The organism is Novosphingobium sp. KCTC 2891, from assembly GCF_025938155.1.
In the GTDB taxonomy this organism is placed as follows: Bacteria; Pseudomonadota; Alphaproteobacteria; order Sphingomonadales; family Sphingomonadaceae; genus Novosphingobium.
This window is the reverse complement of sequence record NZ_JAPCZG010000001.1, coordinates 230,362-250,518: the sequence shown is the minus strand read 5'-3', so window position 1 is coordinate 250,518 and position 20,157 is coordinate 230,362. Positions and strand designations below refer to the sequence as shown.

At 67.4% G+C, this 20,157-nt stretch carries 18 protein-coding genes; 13 read left to right on the top strand and 5 right to left on the bottom strand.

The features are described 5' to 3' along the window. Positions 1 to 84: 84 nt before the first annotated feature. Positions 85 to 777 carry a DUF4197 domain-containing protein gene (locus tag OLX02_RS01205; protein WP_264419528.1) on the bottom strand — a complete coding sequence of 231 codons (693 nt, stop codon included), beginning with the start codon at positions 775 to 777 and terminating at the stop codon, positions 85 to 87. 77 nt (positions 778 to 854) lie between these two features. On the opposite strand from OLX02_RS01205, the gene OLX02_RS01200 reads away from it, so the two are divergent. Both OLX02_RS01200 and OLX02_RS01195 read left to right on the top strand, forming a co-directional pair. Beyond that, positions 855 to 3,020 carry a primosomal protein N' gene (locus tag OLX02_RS01200; RefSeq protein ID WP_264419526.1) on the top strand — a complete coding sequence of 722 codons (2,166 nt, stop codon included), beginning with the start codon at positions 855 to 857 and terminating at the stop codon, positions 3,018 to 3,020. 13 nt (positions 3,021 to 3,033) lie between these two features. Beyond that, complete coding sequence (locus tag OLX02_RS01195; protein ID WP_264419524.1) at positions 3,034 to 4,071, top strand: glycosyltransferase; 1,038 nt, start codon at positions 3,034 to 3,036, stop codon at positions 4,069 to 4,071. Here OLX02_RS01195 and ada read toward each other — a convergent pair. Together ada and OLX02_RS01185 are read right to left on the bottom strand one after the other, a co-directional pair. After that, positions 4,068 to 5,102, bottom strand: coding sequence for a bifunctional DNA-binding transcriptional regulator/O6-methylguanine-DNA methyltransferase Ada (ada, locus tag OLX02_RS01190; RefSeq protein ID WP_264419522.1), 1,035 nt, complete (start codon positions 5,100 to 5,102; stop codon positions 4,068 to 4,070). The genes OLX02_RS01195 and ada overlap by 4 nt on opposite strands. Continuing rightward, positions 5,099 to 5,581: a DUF1203 domain-containing protein gene (locus tag OLX02_RS01185; RefSeq protein WP_264419521.1), complete on the bottom strand. Its 483-nt coding sequence runs from the start codon at positions 5,579 to 5,581 to the stop codon at positions 5,099 to 5,101. The genes ada and OLX02_RS01185 overlap by 4 nt, the downstream gene beginning before the upstream one ends. A gap of 98 nt (positions 5,582 to 5,679) precedes the next feature. Here OLX02_RS01185 and OLX02_RS01180 point away from each other — a divergent pair, with 98 nt between their 5' ends. The 10 genes from OLX02_RS01180 (at position 5,680) to OLX02_RS01135 (ending at position 15,265) form a co-directional block, all read left to right on the top strand. After that, on the top strand, positions 5,680 to 7,224 hold the full coding sequence (locus tag OLX02_RS01180; RefSeq protein WP_264419519.1) for a S1C family serine protease: 1,545 nt from the start codon (positions 5,680 to 5,682) through the stop codon (positions 7,222 to 7,224). A 182-nt stretch (positions 7,225 to 7,406) separates the two neighbouring features. Next, a complete protein-coding gene (locus OLX02_RS01175; RefSeq protein ID WP_264419517.1) occupies positions 7,407 to 7,961 on the top strand; it encodes a F0F1 ATP synthase subunit delta in 555 nt (184 codons plus the stop codon). A gap of 30 nt (positions 7,962 to 7,991) precedes the next feature. Further along, the gene (gene atpA, locus OLX02_RS01170; protein WP_264419515.1) at positions 7,992 to 9,521 is read left to right on the top strand and encodes a F0F1 ATP synthase subunit alpha; all 1,530 of its coding nucleotides are present in this window, start codon (positions 7,992 to 7,994) and stop codon (positions 9,519 to 9,521) included. Positions 9,522 to 9,582: 61 nt separating this feature from the next. After that, complete coding sequence (locus OLX02_RS01165; RefSeq protein ID WP_264419514.1) at positions 9,583 to 10,455, top strand: F0F1 ATP synthase subunit gamma; 873 nt, start codon at positions 9,583 to 9,585, stop codon at positions 10,453 to 10,455. 81 nt (positions 10,456 to 10,536) lie between these two features. Then, positions 10,537 to 11,115 (top strand): putative colanic acid biosynthesis acetyltransferase, encoded by a 579-nt coding sequence (locus tag OLX02_RS01160; RefSeq protein ID WP_264419512.1) that lies wholly within the window; start codon positions 10,537 to 10,539, stop codon positions 11,113 to 11,115. A gap of 13 nt (positions 11,116 to 11,128) precedes the next feature. Continuing rightward, positions 11,129 to 11,896, top strand: a complete 768-nt coding sequence (locus OLX02_RS01155; protein WP_264419510.1) for a hypothetical protein — start codon at positions 11,129 to 11,131, stop codon at positions 11,894 to 11,896. Next, positions 11,889 to 12,866: an aldo/keto reductase gene (locus OLX02_RS01150; protein WP_264419509.1), complete on the top strand. Its 978-nt coding sequence runs from the start codon at positions 11,889 to 11,891 to the stop codon at positions 12,864 to 12,866. Before OLX02_RS01155 ends, OLX02_RS01150 begins: the two co-directional genes overlap by 8 nt. 85 nt (positions 12,867 to 12,951) lie before the next feature. Then, positions 12,952 to 14,403, top strand: a complete 1,452-nt coding sequence (gene atpD, locus OLX02_RS01145) for a F0F1 ATP synthase subunit beta (protein WP_264419508.1) — start codon at positions 12,952 to 12,954, stop codon at positions 14,401 to 14,403. A 60-nt stretch (positions 14,404 to 14,463) separates the two neighbouring features. Next, complete coding sequence (locus OLX02_RS01140) at positions 14,464 to 14,721, top strand: ATP synthase F1 subunit epsilon (protein WP_264419506.1); 258 nt, start codon at positions 14,464 to 14,466, stop codon at positions 14,719 to 14,721. A gap of 85 nt (positions 14,722 to 14,806) precedes the next feature. Then, entirely contained in the window at positions 14,807 to 15,265 is a 459-nt protein-coding gene (locus OLX02_RS01135) for a GNAT family N-acetyltransferase (protein WP_264419504.1), read from the top strand. Between the two features lie 74 nt (positions 15,266 to 15,339). Here the strand turns inward: OLX02_RS01135 and OLX02_RS01130 are convergent, their stop codons facing one another. After that, positions 15,340 to 16,581 (bottom strand): S8 family serine peptidase, encoded by a 1,242-nt coding sequence (locus tag OLX02_RS01130; RefSeq protein WP_264419503.1) that lies wholly within the window; start codon positions 16,579 to 16,581, stop codon positions 15,340 to 15,342. 184 nt (positions 16,582 to 16,765) lie between these two features. Between OLX02_RS01130 and OLX02_RS01125 the strand changes: the two genes are divergently transcribed. Continuing rightward, on the top strand, positions 16,766 to 17,437 hold the full coding sequence (locus OLX02_RS01125; RefSeq protein WP_264419501.1) for a response regulator transcription factor: 672 nt from the start codon (positions 16,766 to 16,768) through the stop codon (positions 17,435 to 17,437). A gap of 43 nt (positions 17,438 to 17,480) precedes the next feature. Here the strand turns inward: OLX02_RS01125 and OLX02_RS01120 are convergent, their stop codons facing one another. Continuing rightward, positions 17,481 to 20,024: a TonB-dependent receptor gene (locus tag OLX02_RS01120; protein WP_264419499.1), complete on the bottom strand. Its 2,544-nt coding sequence runs from the start codon at positions 20,022 to 20,024 to the stop codon at positions 17,481 to 17,483. Positions 20,025 to 20,157: the final 133 nt, after the last annotated feature.

Genomic DNA, 20,157 nt, shown 5'->3' with positions numbered 1-20,157 from the left:
GTCCTGCTATGGGCGGGAAAATGATTCCCCGCCCATAGCGGCGCGTCGCGCGCTTGGAAACGCCACGAAAGGGTTATGCCGGCATCAGAGCCCGCCGAACGCCCGCTCCAGCACCGGATCGCCGGTGCCGCGCGGGTTGCGCCGGATCTCGGCTTCCTCGCGCCCGATCGACTTCCAGATCGCGTCGTCCGCTTCCGCCGCAAGGTTGTTGGCGATCGCGCCCACGTCCACGCCCGCCAGCGCGGACAGCGCCTGCCCGATCAGCGGATCGTTGGTCATGCGCAGCGCATCGCCGAATTCGGGCAGCATGATGTCGATCAGCCGGCCCGACATTTCGCCGCGCAGATAAGTCGTCGCCTCGTCCGGGCGGCCGTTGATCAGCGCCAGCGCGTTGCGGATACCCATGCCGCGCACCGCCTCGGTCACGGCAGGTGCCGCGCGATAGGCGGCTCGGCCGGCCATGTCGTTGAAGGCGCGCGCCAGCCGTTCCTTGAACAGCGGGCCGGTCAGGATCTGTTCCAGCACGCCGCCACGCCGACCGAACTGTTCGGGCAGCGACAGCCGGGCGAACTGGTCGTCCCAGAAGCCGCCGGGCGCCAGCAGCCGGTCGAACGCGCGGTTGGCCGAAAGCTGGAGCAGGCGCCGCACCGCCTCGACCAGGCTGAACCCGCCATAAGTCGCGCAGCCGGCAAGGCCCAGCGCGGCCACGCCGACGGTCGCCGTGCCGCCCAGCATCAGGGTCCGGCGCGACAAGAGAGATGGGGTGGAAAGGGGCATGGGTCCTGTTCTCCTCGACTTTTCCTTGGCCGCCGGGTTTCGCGCGGCGGCGATGGCCTCCATATGGATGCCCCAACATGAACCGCGTCCGATGCCTCGTCTTCAACGCCGCCCTCGGGCCGCTGGATTACCGCGTGCCAGAAGGCATGGCGGTCGAACCGGGCAGCGTCGTCGTCGCGCCGCTGGGGCCGCGGCAGATCGTCGGCGTGGTATGGGAGGCGGAACGGCTACCGGGAACCGAGGTTCCTGACAGCAAGCTGCGCCCGCTGCTTTCGGTGCTGCCGGTGCCGCCGCTGCGCGCACCGCTGCGCCGGCTGATCGAATGGTGCGCCGATTACTACCTCGCCCCGCTGGCGGCGGTGGCGCGCATGGCGCTGTCGAGCAACGCCGCGCTGCGCGGCGGCGGCACCGTTACCGAATACCGTCTCACCGGAGAGGAACCCGCCCGCCTCACCCCGCAGCGCCTTCAGGCGCTCGACCTTCTGCACGACCAGCAAGGCACCGTGCGCGAACTGGCTGAAATCGCGGGCGTTTCCGAAGCGGTGCTGCGCGGCATGGTCAATGCCGGGATGCTCGAAGCGGTGCTGGTCGACAGCGACCGCCCCTATCCCCAGCCCGATCCCCGCCATGCCGAACCGGAACTGTCCGAAGGACAGGCGGCGGCCGCCGCACGGATGGTCGAAGCGGTCCGGGCGCACGAATTCCGCCCCTTCCTGCTCGACGGCGTGACCGGATCGGGCAAGACCGAAACTTATTTCGAAGCGCTCGCCGCTGCGCTGGAAGCCGGCCAGCAGGTGCTGGTGCTGCTGCCCGAGATCGCACTGACCGAATCGTTCCTCAAGCGGTTCGAGGCGCGCTTCGGCGTGACGCCGGTGACGTGGCACTCCTCGCTCAAGTCGTCCGAACGCCGCCGCGCGTGGCGGCAGGTGGCGTTCGGTGACGCCCGGGTGGTCGTAGGTGCCCGCTCGGCGCTGTTCCTGCCGTTCGCCCGGCTGGGCCTGATCGTGGTCGACGAAGCGCACGAGATCTCGTTCAAGCAGGACGACGGCGTGCGCTACAACGCCCGCGACGTGGCGGTGATGCGCGCCCATTTCGAGAAAGTTCCGGTGGTGCTCGCCAGCGCCACCCCGGCGCTCGAAAGCCTCCAGATGGCAGAAAGCGGACGCTACGAACGGCTGATCCTGCCCGACCGTTTCGGCGGCGCCACCCTGCCCGACATCGAGGTCATCGACCTGCGCGAACAGCAACCCGCGCGCGGTCGCTGGCTGTCCCCGCCGCTGGTCAAGGCGTTGGAGGAACGCCTCGCAAGGGGCGAGCAAAGCCTGCTTTTCCTGAACCGGCGCGGCTATGCCCCGCTCACCTTGTGCCGCACCTGCGGCTACCGCTTCCAGTGCCCCAACTGCTCCGCCTGGCTGGTCGAACACCGCCTGTCGCGCCGCCTCGCCTGCCACCACTGCGGCCACGAAGTGCCCCCGCCCGACAAGTGCCCCGAATGCGGCGAGCCGGACTGCATGGTCGCCTGCGGTCCCGGCGTGGAACGCATCGCCGACGAGGTCGCGGAAATCCTGCCGGAAGCGCGGGTTGCGGTGGTCACTTCGGACACGCTGACAAGCCCCGCCAAGGCCGCCGAATTCGTCGAGCAGGCCAGCGCCAAGGCGATCGACGTGATCGTGGGCACGCAGCTCGTGACCAAGGGTTTCCACTTTCCCGATCTCACTCTCGTCGGCGTGGTCGATGCCGACATGGGCCTTGAAGGCGGCGACCTGCGCGCGGCGGAGCGCACCTACCAGCAGATCGCGCAAGTCGCCGGCCGCGCCGGGCGCGCAGAGAAGCCCGGCGAAGTGCTGATCCAGACCCGCCACCCCACCGCCGCCGTGATCGAGGCGCTGGCCAGCGGCGACCGCGATGCCTTCTACGCCGCCGAAACCGAGGCCCGGCGCGAGGCCAATGCCCCGCCGTTCGGCCGGTGGGCCGCGATCATCGTCAGCAGCGAGGACGAGGCCGAGGCACGCGAGGCCGCCCGCGCCATCGGCGGCACCGCGCCGCGCCTGCGCGACGTGATGATCCTCGGCCCCGCGCCTGCCCCGCTCTCGCTGCTGCGCGGCCGGCACCGTTATCGCCTGCTGGTCAACGCGCGCCGCTCCACCGAACTTCAGCGCGTGATCCGCGAATGGCTGGAGCCGCTGCGTTTCCCGCAGGGCGTGCGCGTGGCGGTGGACGTCGATCCCTACAGCTTCGTGTGATAGGCCCGCCGCGATGCGCCGTGTCCTGTTCGTCGATTCCCAGTCCGAAGTTCCCTACGACGAGCGTTCGCCCGGCGATCCGGCCTGCGCCATCGGCGGCAGCGAAGCGACGCTGGCCCGCATCGCCGCCGGGCTTGCAACCGACCGCCATATCGATGTCGTCCAGATGGCCCGCACCGAACACCACCACGGAGGCGGCGTGCACTGGCATCCGTGGAGCGCGCTGGCCGAACTGGCCGCGCGAGCGGACGCGATCGTCGTCCAGCGCCACGATGCGCTCGCCCCGCGCCTCCGCCGGTGGAGCCGCACGGCGCGGATCGTGCTGTGGCTGCACGATTCGATCGACCTGGCCGGCGCACCATCCTCCACCTTGCGGGCAGAGCTGCGCGCGCTGACCTATCGCATGGTCGGCGTCACCCGGGTCTGCGTCTCCCCGTTTCATGCCGAAAACGTGCGCGCCGCGCTCGATCTCGGGCGCATGGCCCCGCGCCTGTTCCGGCCAGACATCCGCGTGATCTGCAACCCGGTGATCGCCCACGCGCCCGATCCCTGCCCGCCGCTGGACCGCGACAAGCTCGTCTATTGCTCGGCGCCGACCAATCGCCTGCCGATGATCCTCGATGCCTTCGCGGCGGTGCGCGCGGCGATCCCCTCGATGCGCCTGCACCTCGCCTGCCCCGCCTATGACCAGTTCGACCCGGAAGCATTGCCGCCGGACAGCGGCGTGGTGGCGATGGGGCCGTTGCCGCAGACGCGCCTCCACGCCGAACTCGCCGATGCGCTGTGCCTGTTCTATCCGCAGTCGAACGTGGCCGAAGCCTTCGGTCTGGTCTTTGCCGAAGCGCACGCGCTGGGAACGCCCGCGCTGGCGCATGATTTCGGCGCCGCGCGCGACCTGCTTTCGCCCGAGGAACGGATCGACGCGCGCGACATTCCCGCCGTCGTCGCCCGCATCATCGCATGGCGGGACGGCGCACGCCCTGCGGTGGCGCGGAACCCGGCCTTCGCGCTGGAAACCATCCTCGACCAGTGGCGAGGTCTGCTCGGCTAACCGCCCTTTTCGCGTTCCAGCAGCGCCTGCTTGATCGGCAAGCCGTAGGCATAGCCGCCAAGGCTGCCGTCCGAGCGAATCACCCGGTGGCAGGGAATCAGCACCGCCACGTTGTTCGCGCCGTTGGCAGACCCGGCCGCGCGCACCGCGCCGGGCTTGCCCACGGCGGCGGCGATCTCGGCATAGCTGCGCGTCTCGCCCGGTGGAATGCGCTGCAATTCCCGCCAGACCGCTTCCTGAAACGCGGTGCCACGCACGTCGAGCGGGATGTGCGCCGCGCTGCCCGGCGCTTCCACCGCGGCAACGACCTGTCCGACCAGCGCCGCAAAATCGGCGCCGCCCTCCACCAGTTCCGCCTTGGGAAAACGCTGACGGAGTGCCTCGGCGTCCTCGTCGAACGAGAGGCGGCACACGCCCTTGTCGGTCGCCGCCACCAGCATCGGCCCGAACGTGGTCTGCACCACCGCCCATCGGATGGTCACGCCACGCCCGCCGTCGCGCCAGGCAGAGGGTGCCATGCCCAACCGGCCCTCGCTGGCGGCGTAGAAACGCGAAGGGCCGGAAAACCCTGCCTCGTAGATCGCATCGGTCACGCGGTGTTCCTCGGTCAGCGCCTCCACCGCGCGCTCTGCTCTCAGCGCGCGGGCATAGGCGGCGGGCGACAGCCCGGTGTGGCGGGCGAACACCCGCTGGAAATGCGTCGGCGAATAACCCGCACCTGCCGCCAGGTCCGCGAGCGCCAGCGACTGCCCTGCATCGCGAATCGCCGCGATGGCCGCCAGCACCGCGCGTTCATCCCGCGCCACGTCATCGGGCGAGCAGCGCCGGCAGGGCCGCAGCCCCGCGCTCCGCGCCGCTGCCCCGTCGGCAAAGAACCGCACGTTCTCGCGCCGGGGATGCCGCGCTGCGCACGAAGGACGACAGTAGATCCCGGTCGACAGCACGCCCGTCACGAAGCGTCCGTCGAAAGCGCGGTTGCGCGCCAACACCGCCGACCACGCCTCGTCATCGGGGATCACGCCCGGCGTCACATTGCGTCTCCATCGCGGTCGATCCGCGCGGCGAAGCAGCCATGCGCGGCATTGTGCGCATGGATATAGGCGATGCCCGGATCGGCGAACAGGTCACGTATCTGCGCATCGGCGTCATCCGGCAGGGCCAGCCGCGCATCGCGCAGCATCCCTTCGGCATCGAAGCCGCGCAGGCCCAGCGGGCGCCCCACGAACACCGGCGGCACCTGATCGACAAAGGGGTCAGCCGGCCGCTGCGCCCCCTCTCGCACATAGACCGCGTAGGCGCTGCGATATGGCGTAGCGACATCGTGGCTGACGTGGTGCAGCAGCAGGAGCGCTTCGCCCGCACGCGCATCGTCCAGGCTGATGCGGCAGGGAAAGCCGCGATCACTATCCGCGACAACGCGCTTCACCCCGCGCCGCCCAAGCACGTCATCGGGCAGGCCGAACAGCGGCGCGAACGGTGCGGGGTCGAGTCCTTGGATGCGATAGGTCATGGCGATGTCTCCTCTGGTCGGCAAGGAGGTGCCACGCTCCGCCGCCCCGCGCGTCCCGCGCCTTGCGGTCAAAGCAAATCGGAGCGAAGAAGCCCGCCATGCTGCTGCGCCGCCTCGTTTTCGCCCTGTTCCTGCTCCTGCTGTCCGCGCCCCCGGCCCTGGCCGAACCGGCAGACATCGCCGCCGCCAGCCGCGGCGTGGTGCGCGTGGTCATCATCCAGAGCGACGGGACCAGCGCCAGCCTGATCGGCCATGGCACCGGCTTTGCCGTGGCGCCCAATCTCGTCGTCACCAATGCCCACGTGGTCGAAGCGCTGCGCCAGGACGATTCGCTGATCGCCGGCGTCGTCCCGCCCGAAGGCCGTGCCGGGGTGCAGGCCCGCGTCGTGGCGTTCTCGCCCGGCAACGACCTTGCCCTGCTGCGCATCGACGGCAAGGGGATGCTGCCCGCCGCCACGCTCTATCCCGGCGCGGTGCAGGATGGCGCGGAAGTGTTCGCGGTCGGCTATCCCGGCAACGTCGATCTCGCGCAGGGCCTGTCGATGGCCGATCTCGTCAACCCGCAGACGGCTGTGAAGACGCGCGGCTACGTCTCCGGCGGGCGCTCGTCGCGCCAGTTCGACACGATCCTCCACACCGCGCCGCTCGGCTCGGGCAATTCGGGCGGGCCGCTGCTCGATTCGTGCGGGCGCGTGGTGGGCGTGAACAGCTTCGGCACCGTCAGCGACAACGGCACTGATTCGGCGTTCTACTTCGCCATCTCGATGCGCGAACTCGCCAGCTTCCTGCGCCAGGCCGGAGTGGAAGCGCACACCAGCGGCCTGCCCTGCACGTCCATCGCCGATCTCGACCGCGCCGAAAGCGAGCGCGCCGCAGGCGAACAGTCGCGCCTCGCCGCGGAGAAGGAAGCGCGCAGCGCCGCGCATGACCGGGCCTCGGACAAGGCCCAGCGCGAAGCGGAGCGCGCCGTCCTGTCCGAACGCGACAACGGCATGGCGCTCGCCGCGCTGCTGCTGGTCGCGGCGCTCGGCGCGGGCGGCTGGGCGTTCCTCCAGGCGCAACGCGGCAACGACCGGGGCATGAAGATCGCGGGCGCCCTCGCCGGCGCGCTGGTGCTCGGTGCGGTGCTGGCGTGGATGCTGCGCCCCTCGCTTGCCTCTATCGACGAGCGGGCGAAGGACATGCTGGCCGAACCCGAAGCCAGCGCCTCGGCCGAACCCTCGCCGCTCGCTTCGGGCGCGGGCCGCATGACTTGCGTGATCGACACCTCGCGCAGCCGCGTCACCGTGTCCGACATCACCGATGTCCCGCTCGAATGGAGCGCCGACGGCTGCGTCAACGGGCGCACGCAATACGGCCTTGCGCAGGATGGTTGGAGCCGCGTGCTGGTCCCCGCCAGCGAGGAGACGATCTCGGTCACGCATTACGACCCCGCCAGCCGCAGCTACACCGTCGAGCGCTTCCTGATGGGGCTGGACGCGATGACCCGCGCCCGCGCGGAACGACAGAAGATCGTCGCGCCCGCCTGCGGCAGCGGCGAGGACGAGACCCGCCGCTTCGGCGCGGCGCAGCAGGCGATCAAGGCGCTGCTCCCTTCAGAACCCAACGAACGGATGCGCTACAACTGCCAGCCAACGCCCTGAATCGCCTGCGGCAGAGGGTGCCGCCCCGCATACGTCTGCACAGCACAATCCCCCGCTGACCAACTGACATCTTGTCATATGAGGGCGACGTTGCTAGGCGCGCCCCGTCTGCGGGCCGTCGCGTGCAATTTCGCGCGGCAGATGGCCTGCCCGGCTCATCGGTACGAAGGGGACTTAGGCGCGTGGAGATTTCCGGCGGCATTACGGCCAGCTTGGCGGGGCGCTACGCTTCGGCGCTCTATGATCTGGCGAACGAACAGAACTTCGTTTCCGCCGTCGAAGCGGACTTCGAGAAGCTGTCCGCAGCGGTCCGCGAATCGGGCGATCTCGCCGCGCTGATCCGCAATCCGCAGATCACCCGCGGCGATGCGGGCAAGGCGATCGACGCGGTGGCAGGCCTGCTCGCGCTGTCGCCGCTGACCCGCAATTTTCTTGGCGTCCTCGCGCAGAACCGTCGCCTTGCGTCGCTGCCCGATGTCGCCCGTGCCTTCGCCACGATCGCAGCCGCCATGCGCGGCGAAGTGACCGCCGAAGTCACCACTGCCCACCCGCTCGACGATTCGCAGCTGGCCGCGCTGGCCGAAAAGCTGAAGCTGCGCGAGGGCCGTGAGGTCAAGCTCAAGACCACCGTCGATCCCGAGATCCTCGGCGGTCTGGTCGTTCGCATCGGGAGCCAGATGATCGACAGCTCGATCCGCACCCGTCTCAATTCTCTCGCCCAGGCGATGAAGGCCTAACGGCCCGCAAGGTTCCAGGAAGGACAGAACATGGAAATCCGCGCCGCTGAAATCTCGAAGGTCATCAAGGACCAGATCGCCAGCTTCGGCACCGAGGCACAGGTCTCGGAAGTCGGCTCCGTGCTGTCGGTCGGCGACGGCATCGCCCGCATCCACGGCCTCGACAAGGTCCAGGCCGGTGAAATGGTCGAATTCTCCAACGGCGTGAAGGGCATGGCCCTGAACCTCGAAGCCGACAACGTCGGCGTCGTGATCTTCGGCTCGGACTCCGAGATCAAGGAAGGCGACGTCGTCAAGCGCACCGGCACCATCGTCGACGTCCCCGTCGGCAAGGGTCTGCTCGGCCGCGTGGTCGATGCGCTCGGCAACCCGATCGACGGCAAGGGCCCGATCGTGGACGCCGTGCGCCAGCGCGTCGAAGTCAAGGCTCCGGGCATCATCCCGCGCAAGTCGGTGCATGAACCCGTGCAGACCGGCCTCAAGGCGATCGACGCCCTCGTGCCCGTCGGCCGCGGCCAGCGCGAGCTGATCATCGGTGACCGCCAGACCGGCAAGACCGCCGTCGCGATCGACACCTTCATCAACCAGAAGGCCGTCAACGCCGGCACCGACGAATCGAAGAAGCTCTACTGCATCTACGTCGCCGTGGGTCAGAAGCGCTCCACCGTGGCGCAGATCGTCCGCCAGCTCGAAGAGAACGGCGCGATGGAATACTCCATCGTCATCGCCGCGACCGCTTCGGAGCCGGCGCCGCTGCAGTACCTCGCGCCCTACACCGGTGCGACCATGGGCGAATTCTTCCGCGACAACGGCATGCACGCCGTGATCGTGTATGACGACCTTTCCAAGCAGGCCGTCGCCTATCGCCAGATGTCGCTGCTGCTTCGCCGCCCGCCGGGCCGCGAAGCCTATCCGGGCGACGTGTTCTATCTCCACAGCCGCCTGCTTGAGCGCGCCGCGAAGATGAACGACGAGAACGGCGCCGGTTCGCTCACCGCACTACCGATCATCGAAACCCAGGCGGGCGACGTGTCGGCCTACATTCCGACCAACGTGATCTCGATCACCGACGGCCAGATCTTCCTTGAAACCGGCCTGTTCTACCAGGGCGTCCGTCCGGCCATCAACGTCGGCCTCTCGGTGTCGCGCGTCGGCTCGTCGGCCCAGACCAAGGCGATGAAGAAGGTCGCCGGCTCGATCAAGCTGGAGCTGGCGCAGTACCGCGAAATGGCGGCCTTCGCCCAGTTCGGCTCGGACCTCGACGCTTCGACCCAGAAGCTGCTGAACCGCGGTGCGCGCCTGACCGAGCTGCTCAAGCAGCCGCAGTTCTCGCCGCTCGGCTTCGAAGAACAGACCATCGTGATCTTCGCGGGCACGCAGGGTTACCTCGACAGCGTGCCGGTCAATCGCGTGACCGAATACGAAGCCGAACTGCTCAGCCACCTGCGCAACGACAAGGCCGACCTGCTCGCCGAAATCCGCGACGCCAAGGACCTGACCGATTCGGCCAAGGCCAAGGTCGTCGAAACGCTCACCGCGTTCGGCAAGCAGTTCGCCTGATAGTCTGAGGATCTCCGTCATTCCGGTCCAGTGCCGGAATGACGGGCCATAAGGAGCCGTCATGGCCTCGCTTAAGGAACTCAAGGGCCGGATCAACTCGGTCAAGTCGACCCAGAAGATCACCAAGGCCAAGCAGATGGTCGCGGCGGCCAAGCTGCGCAAGGCGCAGGCTGCCGCCGAGGCCGCCCGCCCCTATGCCAGCCGCCTCGCCGAGGTGATGGGCAGCCTCGCGGCCAAGGTCGCAGGCCAGGACAACGGACCGCTGCTGATGCGCGGCACCGGGTCCGACCGTCGTCACCTCCTTGTCGTGGTCAACACCGACAAGGGGCTGTGCGGCGGCCTCAACTCGAACATCGTCAAGGAAGCCAAGCTCCAGGCGCGCGCTCTCGCCGCCCAGGGCAAGGATGTGACCTTCTACCTCGTGGGCAAGAAGGGCCGTGCGCCGATCAAGCGCGACTTCCCCAAGAGCATCGCCAAGGACTTCGATACCAGCACCGTGCGCACGCCCGGCTTCGACGAAGCCAGCGCGATCGCCCGTGACCTGATCGCCATGTTCGAAGCGGGCGCGTTCGACGTCGCCCACCTCGTCGCGCCGAAGTTCAAGTCGGCGCTAGCGCAGGACCCCGTCACCACCCAGCTGATCCCGGTGCCCGCGCCTGCGGCGACCACCGAAGGCGGCGCCGTGGTCGAATACGAGCCGGGCGAGGAGGAAATCCTCGAAGAACTGCTGCCGCGCTACGTGACGACGCAGCTGTTCGGCGCCCTGCTTGAACGCGAAGCGTCGGAACAGGGTGCGTCGATGACCGCCATGGACAACGCGACGCGCAACGCGGGCGAGCTGATCCAGAAGCTGACGATCCAGTATAACCGCAGCCGCCAGGCGGCGATCACGACAGAATTGATCGAGATCATTGCCGGCGCGGAAGCGCTCTGACTTTTTCGGGCCGCGGGGTTACCCTCCGCGGCCCGAACTCTTTATGGCGGGCAAGATTTCAAGCACTTCGGAGCGTGATTCTTGGGCGAGCCACTTTCTTCCCAGAGTTCTGGCAATCGCGAAGGCGGCCCCGCCTTCTCCCTGGCGAACCGGATCTACCGGCTCGTATGGGGCCTTGCCTGGATTTTCCTGATCAGCTGGACCCCCGCGCCGCTCCACCGCTGGCGCGCTTTCGTGCTCCGCGCGTTCGGCGCCGTGCTCGGACCCAAGTGCCGAATCTACGGATCTGTCCGGATCTGGTCGCCGCAGAACCTCGTCGTGGGCAGCAACGTGATGGTCGGCCCCGGCACCTACCTCTACAATCAGGGCCGTATCACCATCGGCAATGACGTGGTGATCTCGCAGCGTTCGCACATCTGCGCCAGCACGCACCGCGTGAACGATTACTATTTCCAACTGGTCCTGCGCCCGATCACGATCCAGGATCAGTGCTGGGTCGCCTCGGAAGCCTTCGTCGGCCCGGGCGTGACCATGCACGAAGGCTCGGTGCTCGCCGCACGCGGCGCGCTGTTCGACGACGCCGAGGCCTGGGGCATCTACCGCGGCAACCCCGCCACGCTTATCAAGCACCGGACCCTTCACGGCCGGCCCGAAGCCTGAGAAAGGAAACACGATGACCAGCGAGAGTGCGATCCGGCTTCCTTCCCCCGCTGAAATCGCCCCCGACGTCGCCCGCCAGCTTGATCGCGACGGATTCGTCTGCCTCCAGGACGCTGTCGCGCCCGAATGGGTGGAACGCGCCCGCGCCTACGTCCGCCGGCACCTTGCCGCCAATGGCGACAAGTTCTTCTCGATCATCCGCCCGGCCGACGAAGCGGGGTCGCCGTTCGACGAACTGGTCCACGATCCCAAGATCGTCGGCCTGCTCGAAGGCGTGGGCCGGATTGCCTGCCCGCAGGCCACCTTCGACGACGAAGTCTACAACGTGCTGCGCGTGATCGCCGGCCCCAAGGGCACCGACGGTTCGTGCGAGTTCCATTACGACGCCACCGTCGTCACCATGCTGGTGCCGATCTTCATGCCGGAGGGCGAGCCGCACAACTCCGGTGAACTGCTTACCTTCCCCAACAAGCGTCCCTATCGCGGCTCGGTCCTGACCAACCTGGCCGAAAAGGCGCTGGTCCAGAACAAGTGGGCCTGGGACCGCACCGAGCAGGAAGCGCGCGCCAACCTGTCGCAGCACATGCAGTTGCTCCATCCGGGCAATCTCTACCTGTTCTGGGGCTACCGCACGCTGCACGGCAACCTGCCCTGTGCGCCCAATTCGCTGCGTACCACGCTGCTGCTCCACCATGGCGATCCGCACGGCGGCAACGCCCTGCTCAAGGCCGTCCGTTCGGGCCGCAAGGTCGTCGAAAACTGGCGCCGCACGCGTGCCTGATCAGGGCGAGGCCGCCAACCCCGCCGCTCCTTCCCCTGCTACCCCGACCCCTGCCACCCCGGCTGAACGCCCGTGGCTGCGCACGCTGCCCAACGGCAAGCCCATCTCTGCGCTCGGCTTCGGCTGCTCTTCGCTCTGGGCAAAGAGCAGCTTTCCCGACGCCAGGGCGGCGGAGATTCTCGACACCCTGCTGGCCGAGGGCGTGAACCACTTCGACACCGGCCCCAGCTACGGCGAAGGGCTGGGCGAAACACGCCTGGGCCGGTGGCTGGTGGGCAAGCCGCTCGACCAGCTGGTGATCACCACCAAGGTCGGCACGAATCTCGTCGACGGCAGGATCGAGCGCGGTTTCACGCCCGATCTGATCGCCCGCAGCCTCGATGGCAGCTTCGCGCGGCTGGGGATCGACAAGGTCGACGTGCTCTATCTCCACGGCCCCGCGGTGGAAGACCTCGGCACGCCCGTGTTCGATTTCTTCGAGCGGCTGAAGGCCGATGGCCGCATCACCTATGCCGGGGTCAATTCCTTCGACAACCCGGTGCTGATGAAAACCGCGCAAAGCCCGATCGACATCGCCATGCTGCAATACAACGTCGCCGATTTTCGCAATCGCGCGGCCATGATTGCGCTGCATGAGGCGGGCAAGGTGGTGATGAGCGGCACCGCGCTGGCGCGCGCCCGATTCTCGCCCGCCAGCTTCCTGCCCACCAGCCCCGGCAAGCTGTGGTACCTGCTCCGCATGATGCGGCAGGAACCGCTGTTTCCCGTTACCGGTCTGAGGCTTGCTCGCCGGTTGCGGGAAACGGGCAAGGAACCCGCCGAGGCCGCGCTCCAGTTCCTGACCGGGCAACCCATGATCCTCAGCAGCCTGTTCGGAACCTCGTCGGTGGAACACGCAGGTGAAAACGCGCGCGCCGGGCATGGGCAATTGTCCAATCGACAGTGGACGCGGCTCGCCGACTATGCTTAGGGGCACACCGACTCACCTGCCGCTTTGGACCGATGCTTCGGCCACTCCTTTGTGGTCCGATCAGAGAAAGATAAGGAACTGACGCATGGCAACCGCCCCCGTCATCAGCACCACTGGTAAGATCAGCCAGGTCATCGGCGCTGTCGTCGACGTGACTTTCGACGGCGAACTGCCGTCGATCCTGACTGCGCTTGAAACCGACAACAACGGCAACCGCCTCGTTCTCGAAGTCGCGCAGCATCTCGGTGAAAACACTGTCCGCACGATCGCGATGGACTCGACCGATGGTCTGACCCGCGGCCAGCCGGTCAGCAGCACCGGTTCGCAGATCTCGGTGCCGGTCGGCCCCAAGACGCTTGGCCGCATCATGAACGTCATCGGCGAGCCGATCGACGAGCGTGGCCCGGTCGGCGCGGAAAAGACCGCCCCGATCCACGCCAAGGCACCGGAATTCATCGACCAGTCGACGGAAGCCGCGATCCTCGTCACCGGCATCAAGGTCATCGACCTGCTCGCGCCTTATGCGCGCGGCGGCAAGATCGGCCTGTTCGGCGGCGCCGGCGTGGGCAAGACCGTGCTCATCCAGGAACTGATCAACAACATCGCCAAGGGTCACGGCGGCGTGTCGGTCTTCGCAGGCGTCGGTGAGCGCACCCGTGAAGGTAACGACCTCTACCACGAATTCCTCGACGCCGGCGTTATCGCCAAGGACGCCGACGGCAACCCGACCCCGGACGGCTCGAAGGTCGCCCTCGTGTTCGGCCAGATGAACGAGCCCCCGGGCGCCCGCGCTCGCGTCGCGCTCTCGGGCCTGACCATGGCCGAATACTTCCGCGACGAAGAAGGCCAGGACGTGCTGTTCTTCGTCGACAACATCTTCCGCTTCACGCAGGCGGGTTCGGAAGTGTCGGCGCTGCTCGGCCGTATTCCTTCGGCGGTGGGCTACCAGCCGACCCTCGCGACCGACATGGGTCAGCTGCAGGAACGCATCACCTCGACCACCAAGGGTTCGATCACCTCGGTCCAGGCGATCTACGTCCCCGCGGACGACCTTACCGACCCCGCGCCGGCCGCCTCGTTCGCGCACCTTGACGCGACGACCACGCTGAACCGCGCGATCTCGGAGCTGGGCATCTACCCGGCCGTTGACCCGCTCGACTCGACTTCGCGCGTGCTGTCGCCCGCCATCGTCGGCCAGGAGCACTACGACACGGCCCGCCGCGTCCAGGAAACCCTGCAGAAGTACAAGTCGCTGCAGGACATCATCGCCATTCTCGGCATGGACGAACTGTCGGAAGAAGATAAGCTGACCGTGGCTCGCGCCCGCAAGATCCAGCGCTTCCTCTCGCAGCCGTTCCACGTCGCCGAAGTGTTCACCGGCATCCCCGGCAAGTTCGTGCAGGTCGAAGACACCGTCCGCTCGTTCAAGGCGGTGGTCGACGGCGAATACGACCATCTGCCGGAATCGGCATTCTACATGGTCGGCGGCATCGAAGAAGCCATCGAGAAGGCCAAGAAGCTGGCCGCCGAGGCCTGATCACTCCAGATCCCCCCGCCAGTGCGCACAGCGCGGCGGGGGAACAGGAAGGCATGAGCGATGTCGCTGCATTTTGAACTCGTCACCCCCGCGCGCCAGGTGCGTTCGGAAGAGGTCTACATGGTCGTCGTTCCCGGCAGCGACGGCGAATTCGGCGTGCTGGAAGGCCACGCGCCGTTCATGTCGACGGTGAAGGACGGCACGATCCGCGTGTACCGCTCGGCCGGTGCGCAGCCGGAAGAAATCCAGGTCCAGGGCGGTTTCGCCGAAGTGGGCGACAAGGGCCTGACGGTCCTCGCCGAACACGTCGAGGGCTGACCGGCCCGGCTTTCGCGCCGGAGCCACGGACACGATGAAAGGCCGGCCTTCGGGTCGGCCTTTTGCGTTGGAAGGGACACCGCCGATGATCACGATCCGCGATGCGATGCGGGAGGAGGTTCCCGCCCTGCTCCGGCTGGCGCGCTCAGCCGGCACGCTCGACCTGCACACGCCCTATACATACTGGACGCTGACCGCTGCGGGCATCGTCCTGCTCGCCCTCGATGATACGCGCCCGGTTGGCCTGCTGACCGCGCTGCGCGCCGCCGATCCCGCCCGAGCCTTCCTGTGGCAGGTCGGCCTTGTGCCCGAGGCACGCGGACGCGGCATTGCCGCCCGCCTGCTCGACACCTTCCGCGACCGCGCCCTCGCCCAAGGCATCGACGCGGTCGACCTCACCATCGCGGCGGACAACACGGCGTCTTTCGCCATGATGCACCGCTTCGCACAGCGCCATGGCCTGATGCTGGCCGCCACCGGCGAAACGGGGGATGCCGACGGCGCGATGGCCAACGAGACCGCCTACACGATCAATCTGGCCTGAGCCGGCCGCCCACCCCGAACGAAAAAGGGGCCGCCGCAGCAGCCCCTTCCCTTGTCCGATTCCAGCCGTCCCGGTCAGTGCTTGCCGATAACGTAGTTGTCGCCCGCCACCCGCGTCACGGTGCCGCCGTTGTTCACCGGCCCCGCCAGCAGCAGGCCCGCCATGTGCGGCGTCGCCATCGAAGTGCCGGAAATGGTGTTGTAGCCGCCATTGAGCCACGTCGAGAGCACGTTCACTCCCGGCTCGATGTAATCGACCGGCGGCTGGCCATAATTCGAGAAGCTCGCCCAGCCGAAGGCCTCGGTCATCGCCGCGACGATAAACGTATTGGTGCAGGTCACGCGCGCCGGGGAATAGTTGGTCGCGCTGGCGCCGTCATTGCCCGCCGCGATGGCGAAGCGCACGTTCGTTGCCGCGCCGCACACCGCCGCGTCCAGCGCGTCGGAGGCCGGGCCACCCAGGCTCATGTTGGCCACATCGCCTGCCTTGCCCGCACCGGCGACATAGTTCACGCCCGCGATCACGTCCGAATAGGCGCCGCTGCCGCGCCGGTCGAGCACGCGCACGGCGACCACGGGCGCGCCCGCTGCCACGCCGACCACACCGATGCCGTTGCCGCCCTTGGCACCGATGGTCCCCGCCACGTGCGTGCCATGACCGTTGAGATCCTGCGGCGATGTTTCGCGCGAGACGTAGTTGCGGCTGTTGGCCGTATCGACGTTGAGGTCCGGATGGGTCAAGTCGATGCCGGTATCGATCACATAGGCACGGCCGCTGCCGCCATAGGTTTGTCCGCCCAGCACCGCGGTGATGCCCCACGGCTTGGTTTCACCGCCGGAACCACCACCGCCGCCGCCCGGCTTGGCCGTGGCGGTGATCGGGCGGATCATCTCGGCCACCTGGTCCTGTTCGCACCAGGCGATGTTCGGGTTCTTTTCCAGCAGCACCTGCGCCGCCTGTGCCGGCAACGTCACCGAGAAGCCCTGCAAGGCCGCGTCATAGACATGGCCGAGCCGCCCGCCGGCCGACCGGACCGCCTTGTCGGCGGCGCCGCGCGCTGCGGTCGGCGCGACCTCGCCCTTGCCGAACACGCAGATGTAGCTGTCGGGAATGCCCTTGCCCGCTGCTGCCGCGATCAGGCGCCCGGTCCCGGTCGTGGCCTTGGCTTGCGGCGTCGCGGCGGCGGTATTGCCACCGGTCGCCAGCGTGACCAGACCGGCGGCGGCCGAACCCGCGCCTCCACCGGCGCCTGCCGCCAATACTGCCCCAGCCAGTGCGCATGCCGCCACCGACGCCGCCACAACGATTTTCCGCATACGTGCCCCCGTTCAGAAAATTCAGGCCGAAGGGTAACCCGAATCGCTTACAACGCCAGCATTTTTCCCGCCGACCCCGGCGCAGGCCATCGCCGGGGGCCATTGTGACGCTAGACACGTTCATCGTCATGCAGCCGTCACAAAACCGCGACAGATAGACCCCGGTTTTCAATGGCAGGGACCCATGCGCCAGATCGACATCCTGTTGACCGATACCCTTCCCGGCGGACAGGACAATTTCGTCCACGGAGACTTGCGCGTCCTGTTCCACAACTGGTCGTGGGCAACGCCGCTCCCCCTGCTCGATGGCCGTCCGTGGGCTTTCGTCGACTGGGTCCTGCCGGAAATGTCGGGGCTTGAACTGTGCCGCCGCCTGCGCTGCGATCCGCTGACCGAGCAGGCACACGTTACGATGATCCTGGAAGAGGACGAGCCCGAGGCCAAGCGCCGCGCGCTGCGCGCCGGCGCGGACGATTACATCGTCGGCCCGATCGATCGCGGCTCGGTGCTGGACCGGGTGCTGTCGGTCCAGCTACCCGAACGCGACGTTCCCGGCCGCACGCTGCGGCTCGGCGATCTCAGCCTCGATCTCGCCGCGCTCCAGGCGCGGTGGAAGGAACGCCCCATCGGCCTGATGCCCAACGAACTGCGCCTGCTGCGCTACCTGATGGAGCAGCCCGGCCACGTCTTCAGCCGCGCACAGCTGATCGCCGCGCTGGGGAAGAACGACCAGCCGATCGACGAACGCACTGTCGATGCCTGGGTCAGCCGCCTGCGCCGCGCGCTGCGCGAGGCAGGCGCCGGCTATCCCCTGCGCACCGTGCGCTCGCTGGGCTACGTGCTCGACAAGCCCTGAGGTCGGCGGAAGCCGGCGGAGATCATCCCCGCCGGCCCGGCCATCAGAACTTTGCGCCCAGACGCAGGCCGAACGTGCGCGGCGTGATCGGCACGTAGTAGGGGCGCTGCGTGCACGCGCCGCAAGCCACGAAGCGCGAAAGCTGGCCGCGTTCGTCGAACAAGTTCTGCACGAACAGCTCGAACGAATACTTTTCCCAGTCCGCGCCCAGCGCCAGGTTGACGGTGGCGAAGTCCGGCAGTTCGCCCTGATCCTTGGCGAACTGGACGCGAATGTCCGACGATGCCTTCGATTGGTAGGCCAGGTTGAACTGGCCATAGACCTTCGCCTCGCCCACCGGCGCGGTGTAGCGCACCGTGGTGGTCGCCTTGAAGCGCGGCGTGATCGGCAGGCGCGTGCCCGCCGGTGCATCGATGGACGAGGTCGCGCAGGTATAGGTGGGGTCGATCGCCGAGCACAGGTTCTGCCGCGTCTTGGCGTCGGTATAGGCCGCCGCCAGATTCACGCTCAACCGTTCGATGTTGAACCCGGCATCGATGTCGAACCCGCGAATGCGCGCGTTCGGACCATTGGTGATGACGGTGAAGCTGTTCGGGCCAAGATAGCTGAACTGGAAGTGCTTCCAGTCCTGCTGGTAGATCGCGGCGTTCACGCGCAGCACCCCGCCCAGCGTGGTCTTGAGACCCAGCTCATAGTTAACGAGGTAGTCGGGCTGGTAGGCGCCGAAGTCGCCGCGGCGGTTCTGGCCGCCGGGACGGAAGCCCTTGGACACCGTGGCATACATCATCAGCGTGTCGGTGGCCTTGTAGGTCGCGTTGAAGCGCCAGGTCACGCCATCACCCTTGGCGCGCACCGGCTTGACCTTGCCGTTCTCGACCACGCCCAGATTGGTGCACGGGCTGCCCGACACCACGCCCGGCAGGAACGTGTGCGAGCTGCTGTAGGTGTCAGTCGCCTTGTCGTAGAAGCGGTCGCCCGCATCGGTGAAGCACGACTTCACGCCCGAGCTGCCGCCCACCGCGTTCACCGGATCGGTCATGTAGAGGCCATCCGGCCCCGGATTGCGACCGAACCCGAAGAAGCCGATCAGCGAGTTGTCGTACTTGAACAGACGCGCGCCGCCGGTGACGGTGAACTTGGACGTGATGTCCCAGCTCAGTTCGCCGAACGCGGCATAGTCCTTGTCGACGCGCTCCTGCTGGGTCAGCCACAGCGTACCCGGATGCCCGTTGACGGACACGTCGGCCGCCAGGTTCGCCACCTGGTAATCCTGGTGGATGAAGTTCGACTGGCGCTGGAAGAACGCACCCGCCACCAGCCGGATCGGCTGGTCCGAAGGCGAGGCGATGCGCAGTTCCTGGCTCAGCTTCTTGAAGTGGTCGGTGCCGATCACCTTCTGGCGCGGGTCGATCGTGTTGCCGGCCGCGTCGTGGAAATAGAGGTAGTTCGCAATGCCGCCGTCCGACGCATAGATCTGGTCGTAGGCTTCGGCATAATCGGTGTAGTCGCTGGACGAGAACGTCTTTCGTTCAAGATACGAGCCGGCATAGGTCATGTCCCAGTTGCCCAGCTTGCCCTCGATGGTCAGCGCCGCGCTCCAGAACTTGTCGTCGCGGTATTCCGGGAAGAAGTGCTGGACGGCGAGGTCGCCCACGCTGGCGTCGGTGCCGTACGAACCGTGGCTCTTGGTCTGCTGGTACATGGCCGTGGGCGTCACGGTCCAGTTGTCGTCCAGATCGACCTTCAGCGCGGCGCGGCCGCCGTAGATCTCGGTGTCGTTGTAGTCCTTCTTCACGAAGGCGGCGTTGTCGACCTTGATGCCGTCCTTGATGCAGCCGTTGATGCTGCCTTCGCCGTCGAACGTCGGCGTGCCGCAGAACTGGCGCGTGCCGGGCACGTTGTCGATGTAGCCCGCGTCCTTCTGGTAATAGCCGATCACCCGCAGCGCCGCGCTTTGCGACAGCGGCGCGTTGATCATGCCTTCCAGCTTGCCGCCCTGCCCGCCCTTGTGGACGGTGTTCACTTCGCCATCGACGCGGCCATAGAAACCGCTGGTGTCGGGCTTGTTGGTGATGATGCGCAGCGTACCCGCTTCCGACGAGGCGCCGTAAAGCGTGCCTTGCGGCCCCGACAGGCTTTCGATGCGAGCCACGTCATAGATGTGGACGTCGAGGTTGCCGCCCACCGTCGTCACCGGCTGTTCGTCGAGATAGACGCCCACCGACGGCAGCGAGCCGGAGTGGTTGCCATCGCCGCCCGATGCCACGCCGCGCATGTAGATCACGTTGGTGCCCGGCGTGCCTACAGACTGCGCGACGACAGAGGGCAACTGCTGGGTATAGCTGTTGAAGTTCGAGATATTGAGCTGCTCGAGCTTCGCCGTGCTCAGCGCCTGGATCGAGATCGGCACCTTCTGCAGGTTCTCGCTGCGCTTCTGCGCGGTGACGATGATCACGTCGCCGCTCGATTCCGCTGCAGCCTGCGGCGCTTCCTGCGCATGGGCGGCCGGGATGGCCGCAAGGCCGCTCGAAGCCAGAAGGAAAAGCCGGGAAATCCGCGAAAAACTCGTGTTGCGGCCAGCGTTCATGATCGGTGCCCACCCCTGTTGTCACATTGTGCAACAAAGATCGTGCGCCCCACCCCGCCGTTCGGTCAAGATTGTTGCTGGGTGAAACTATCGTTCACGTCCGGGCGTGACCTATTTACAACGCTGAAGGGAT

Excerpts from the sequence above, each read along its gene's own strand:
- OLX02_RS01125 (WP_264419501.1), top strand. The coding sequence starts at position 16,766 with ATGCGCCAGATCGACATCCTGTTGACCGATACCCTTCCCGGCGGACAG.
- OLX02_RS01205 (WP_264419528.1), bottom strand. The coding sequence starts at position 777 with ATGCCCCTTTCCACCCCATCTCTCTTGTCGCGCCGGACCCTGATGCTG.
- OLX02_RS01200 (WP_264419526.1), top strand. The coding sequence starts at position 855 with ATGAACCGCGTCCGATGCCTCGTCTTCAACGCCGCCCTCGGGCCGCTG.
- OLX02_RS01140 (WP_264419506.1), top strand. The coding sequence starts at position 14,464 with ATGTCGCTGCATTTTGAACTCGTCACCCCCGCGCGCCAGGTGCGTTCG.
- OLX02_RS01195 (WP_264419524.1), top strand. The coding sequence starts at position 3,034 with ATGCGCCGTGTCCTGTTCGTCGATTCCCAGTCCGAAGTTCCCTACGAC.
- OLX02_RS01180 (WP_264419519.1), top strand. The coding sequence starts at position 5,680 with ATGCTGCTGCGCCGCCTCGTTTTCGCCCTGTTCCTGCTCCTGCTGTCC.
- OLX02_RS01165 (WP_264419514.1), top strand. The coding sequence starts at position 9,583 with ATGGCCTCGCTTAAGGAACTCAAGGGCCGGATCAACTCGGTCAAGTCG.
- OLX02_RS01135 (WP_264419504.1), top strand. The coding sequence starts at position 14,807 with ATGATCACGATCCGCGATGCGATGCGGGAGGAGGTTCCCGCCCTGCTC.
- OLX02_RS01130 (WP_264419503.1), bottom strand. The coding sequence starts at position 16,581 with ATGCGGAAAATCGTTGTGGCGGCGTCGGTGGCGGCATGCGCACTGGCT.
- atpA (WP_264419515.1), top strand. The coding sequence starts at position 7,992 with ATGGAAATCCGCGCCGCTGAAATCTCGAAGGTCATCAAGGACCAGATC.
- OLX02_RS01120 (WP_264419499.1), bottom strand. The coding sequence starts at position 20,024 with ATGAACGCTGGCCGCAACACGAGTTTTTCGCGGATTTCCCGGCTTTTC.
- atpD (WP_264419508.1), top strand. The coding sequence starts at position 12,952 with ATGGCAACCGCCCCCGTCATCAGCACCACTGGTAAGATCAGCCAGGTC.
- OLX02_RS01155 (WP_264419510.1), top strand. The coding sequence starts at position 11,129 with ATGACCAGCGAGAGTGCGATCCGGCTTCCTTCCCCCGCTGAAATCGCC.
- OLX02_RS01185 (WP_264419521.1), bottom strand. The coding sequence starts at position 5,581 with ATGACCTATCGCATCCAAGGACTCGACCCCGCACCGTTCGCGCCGCTG.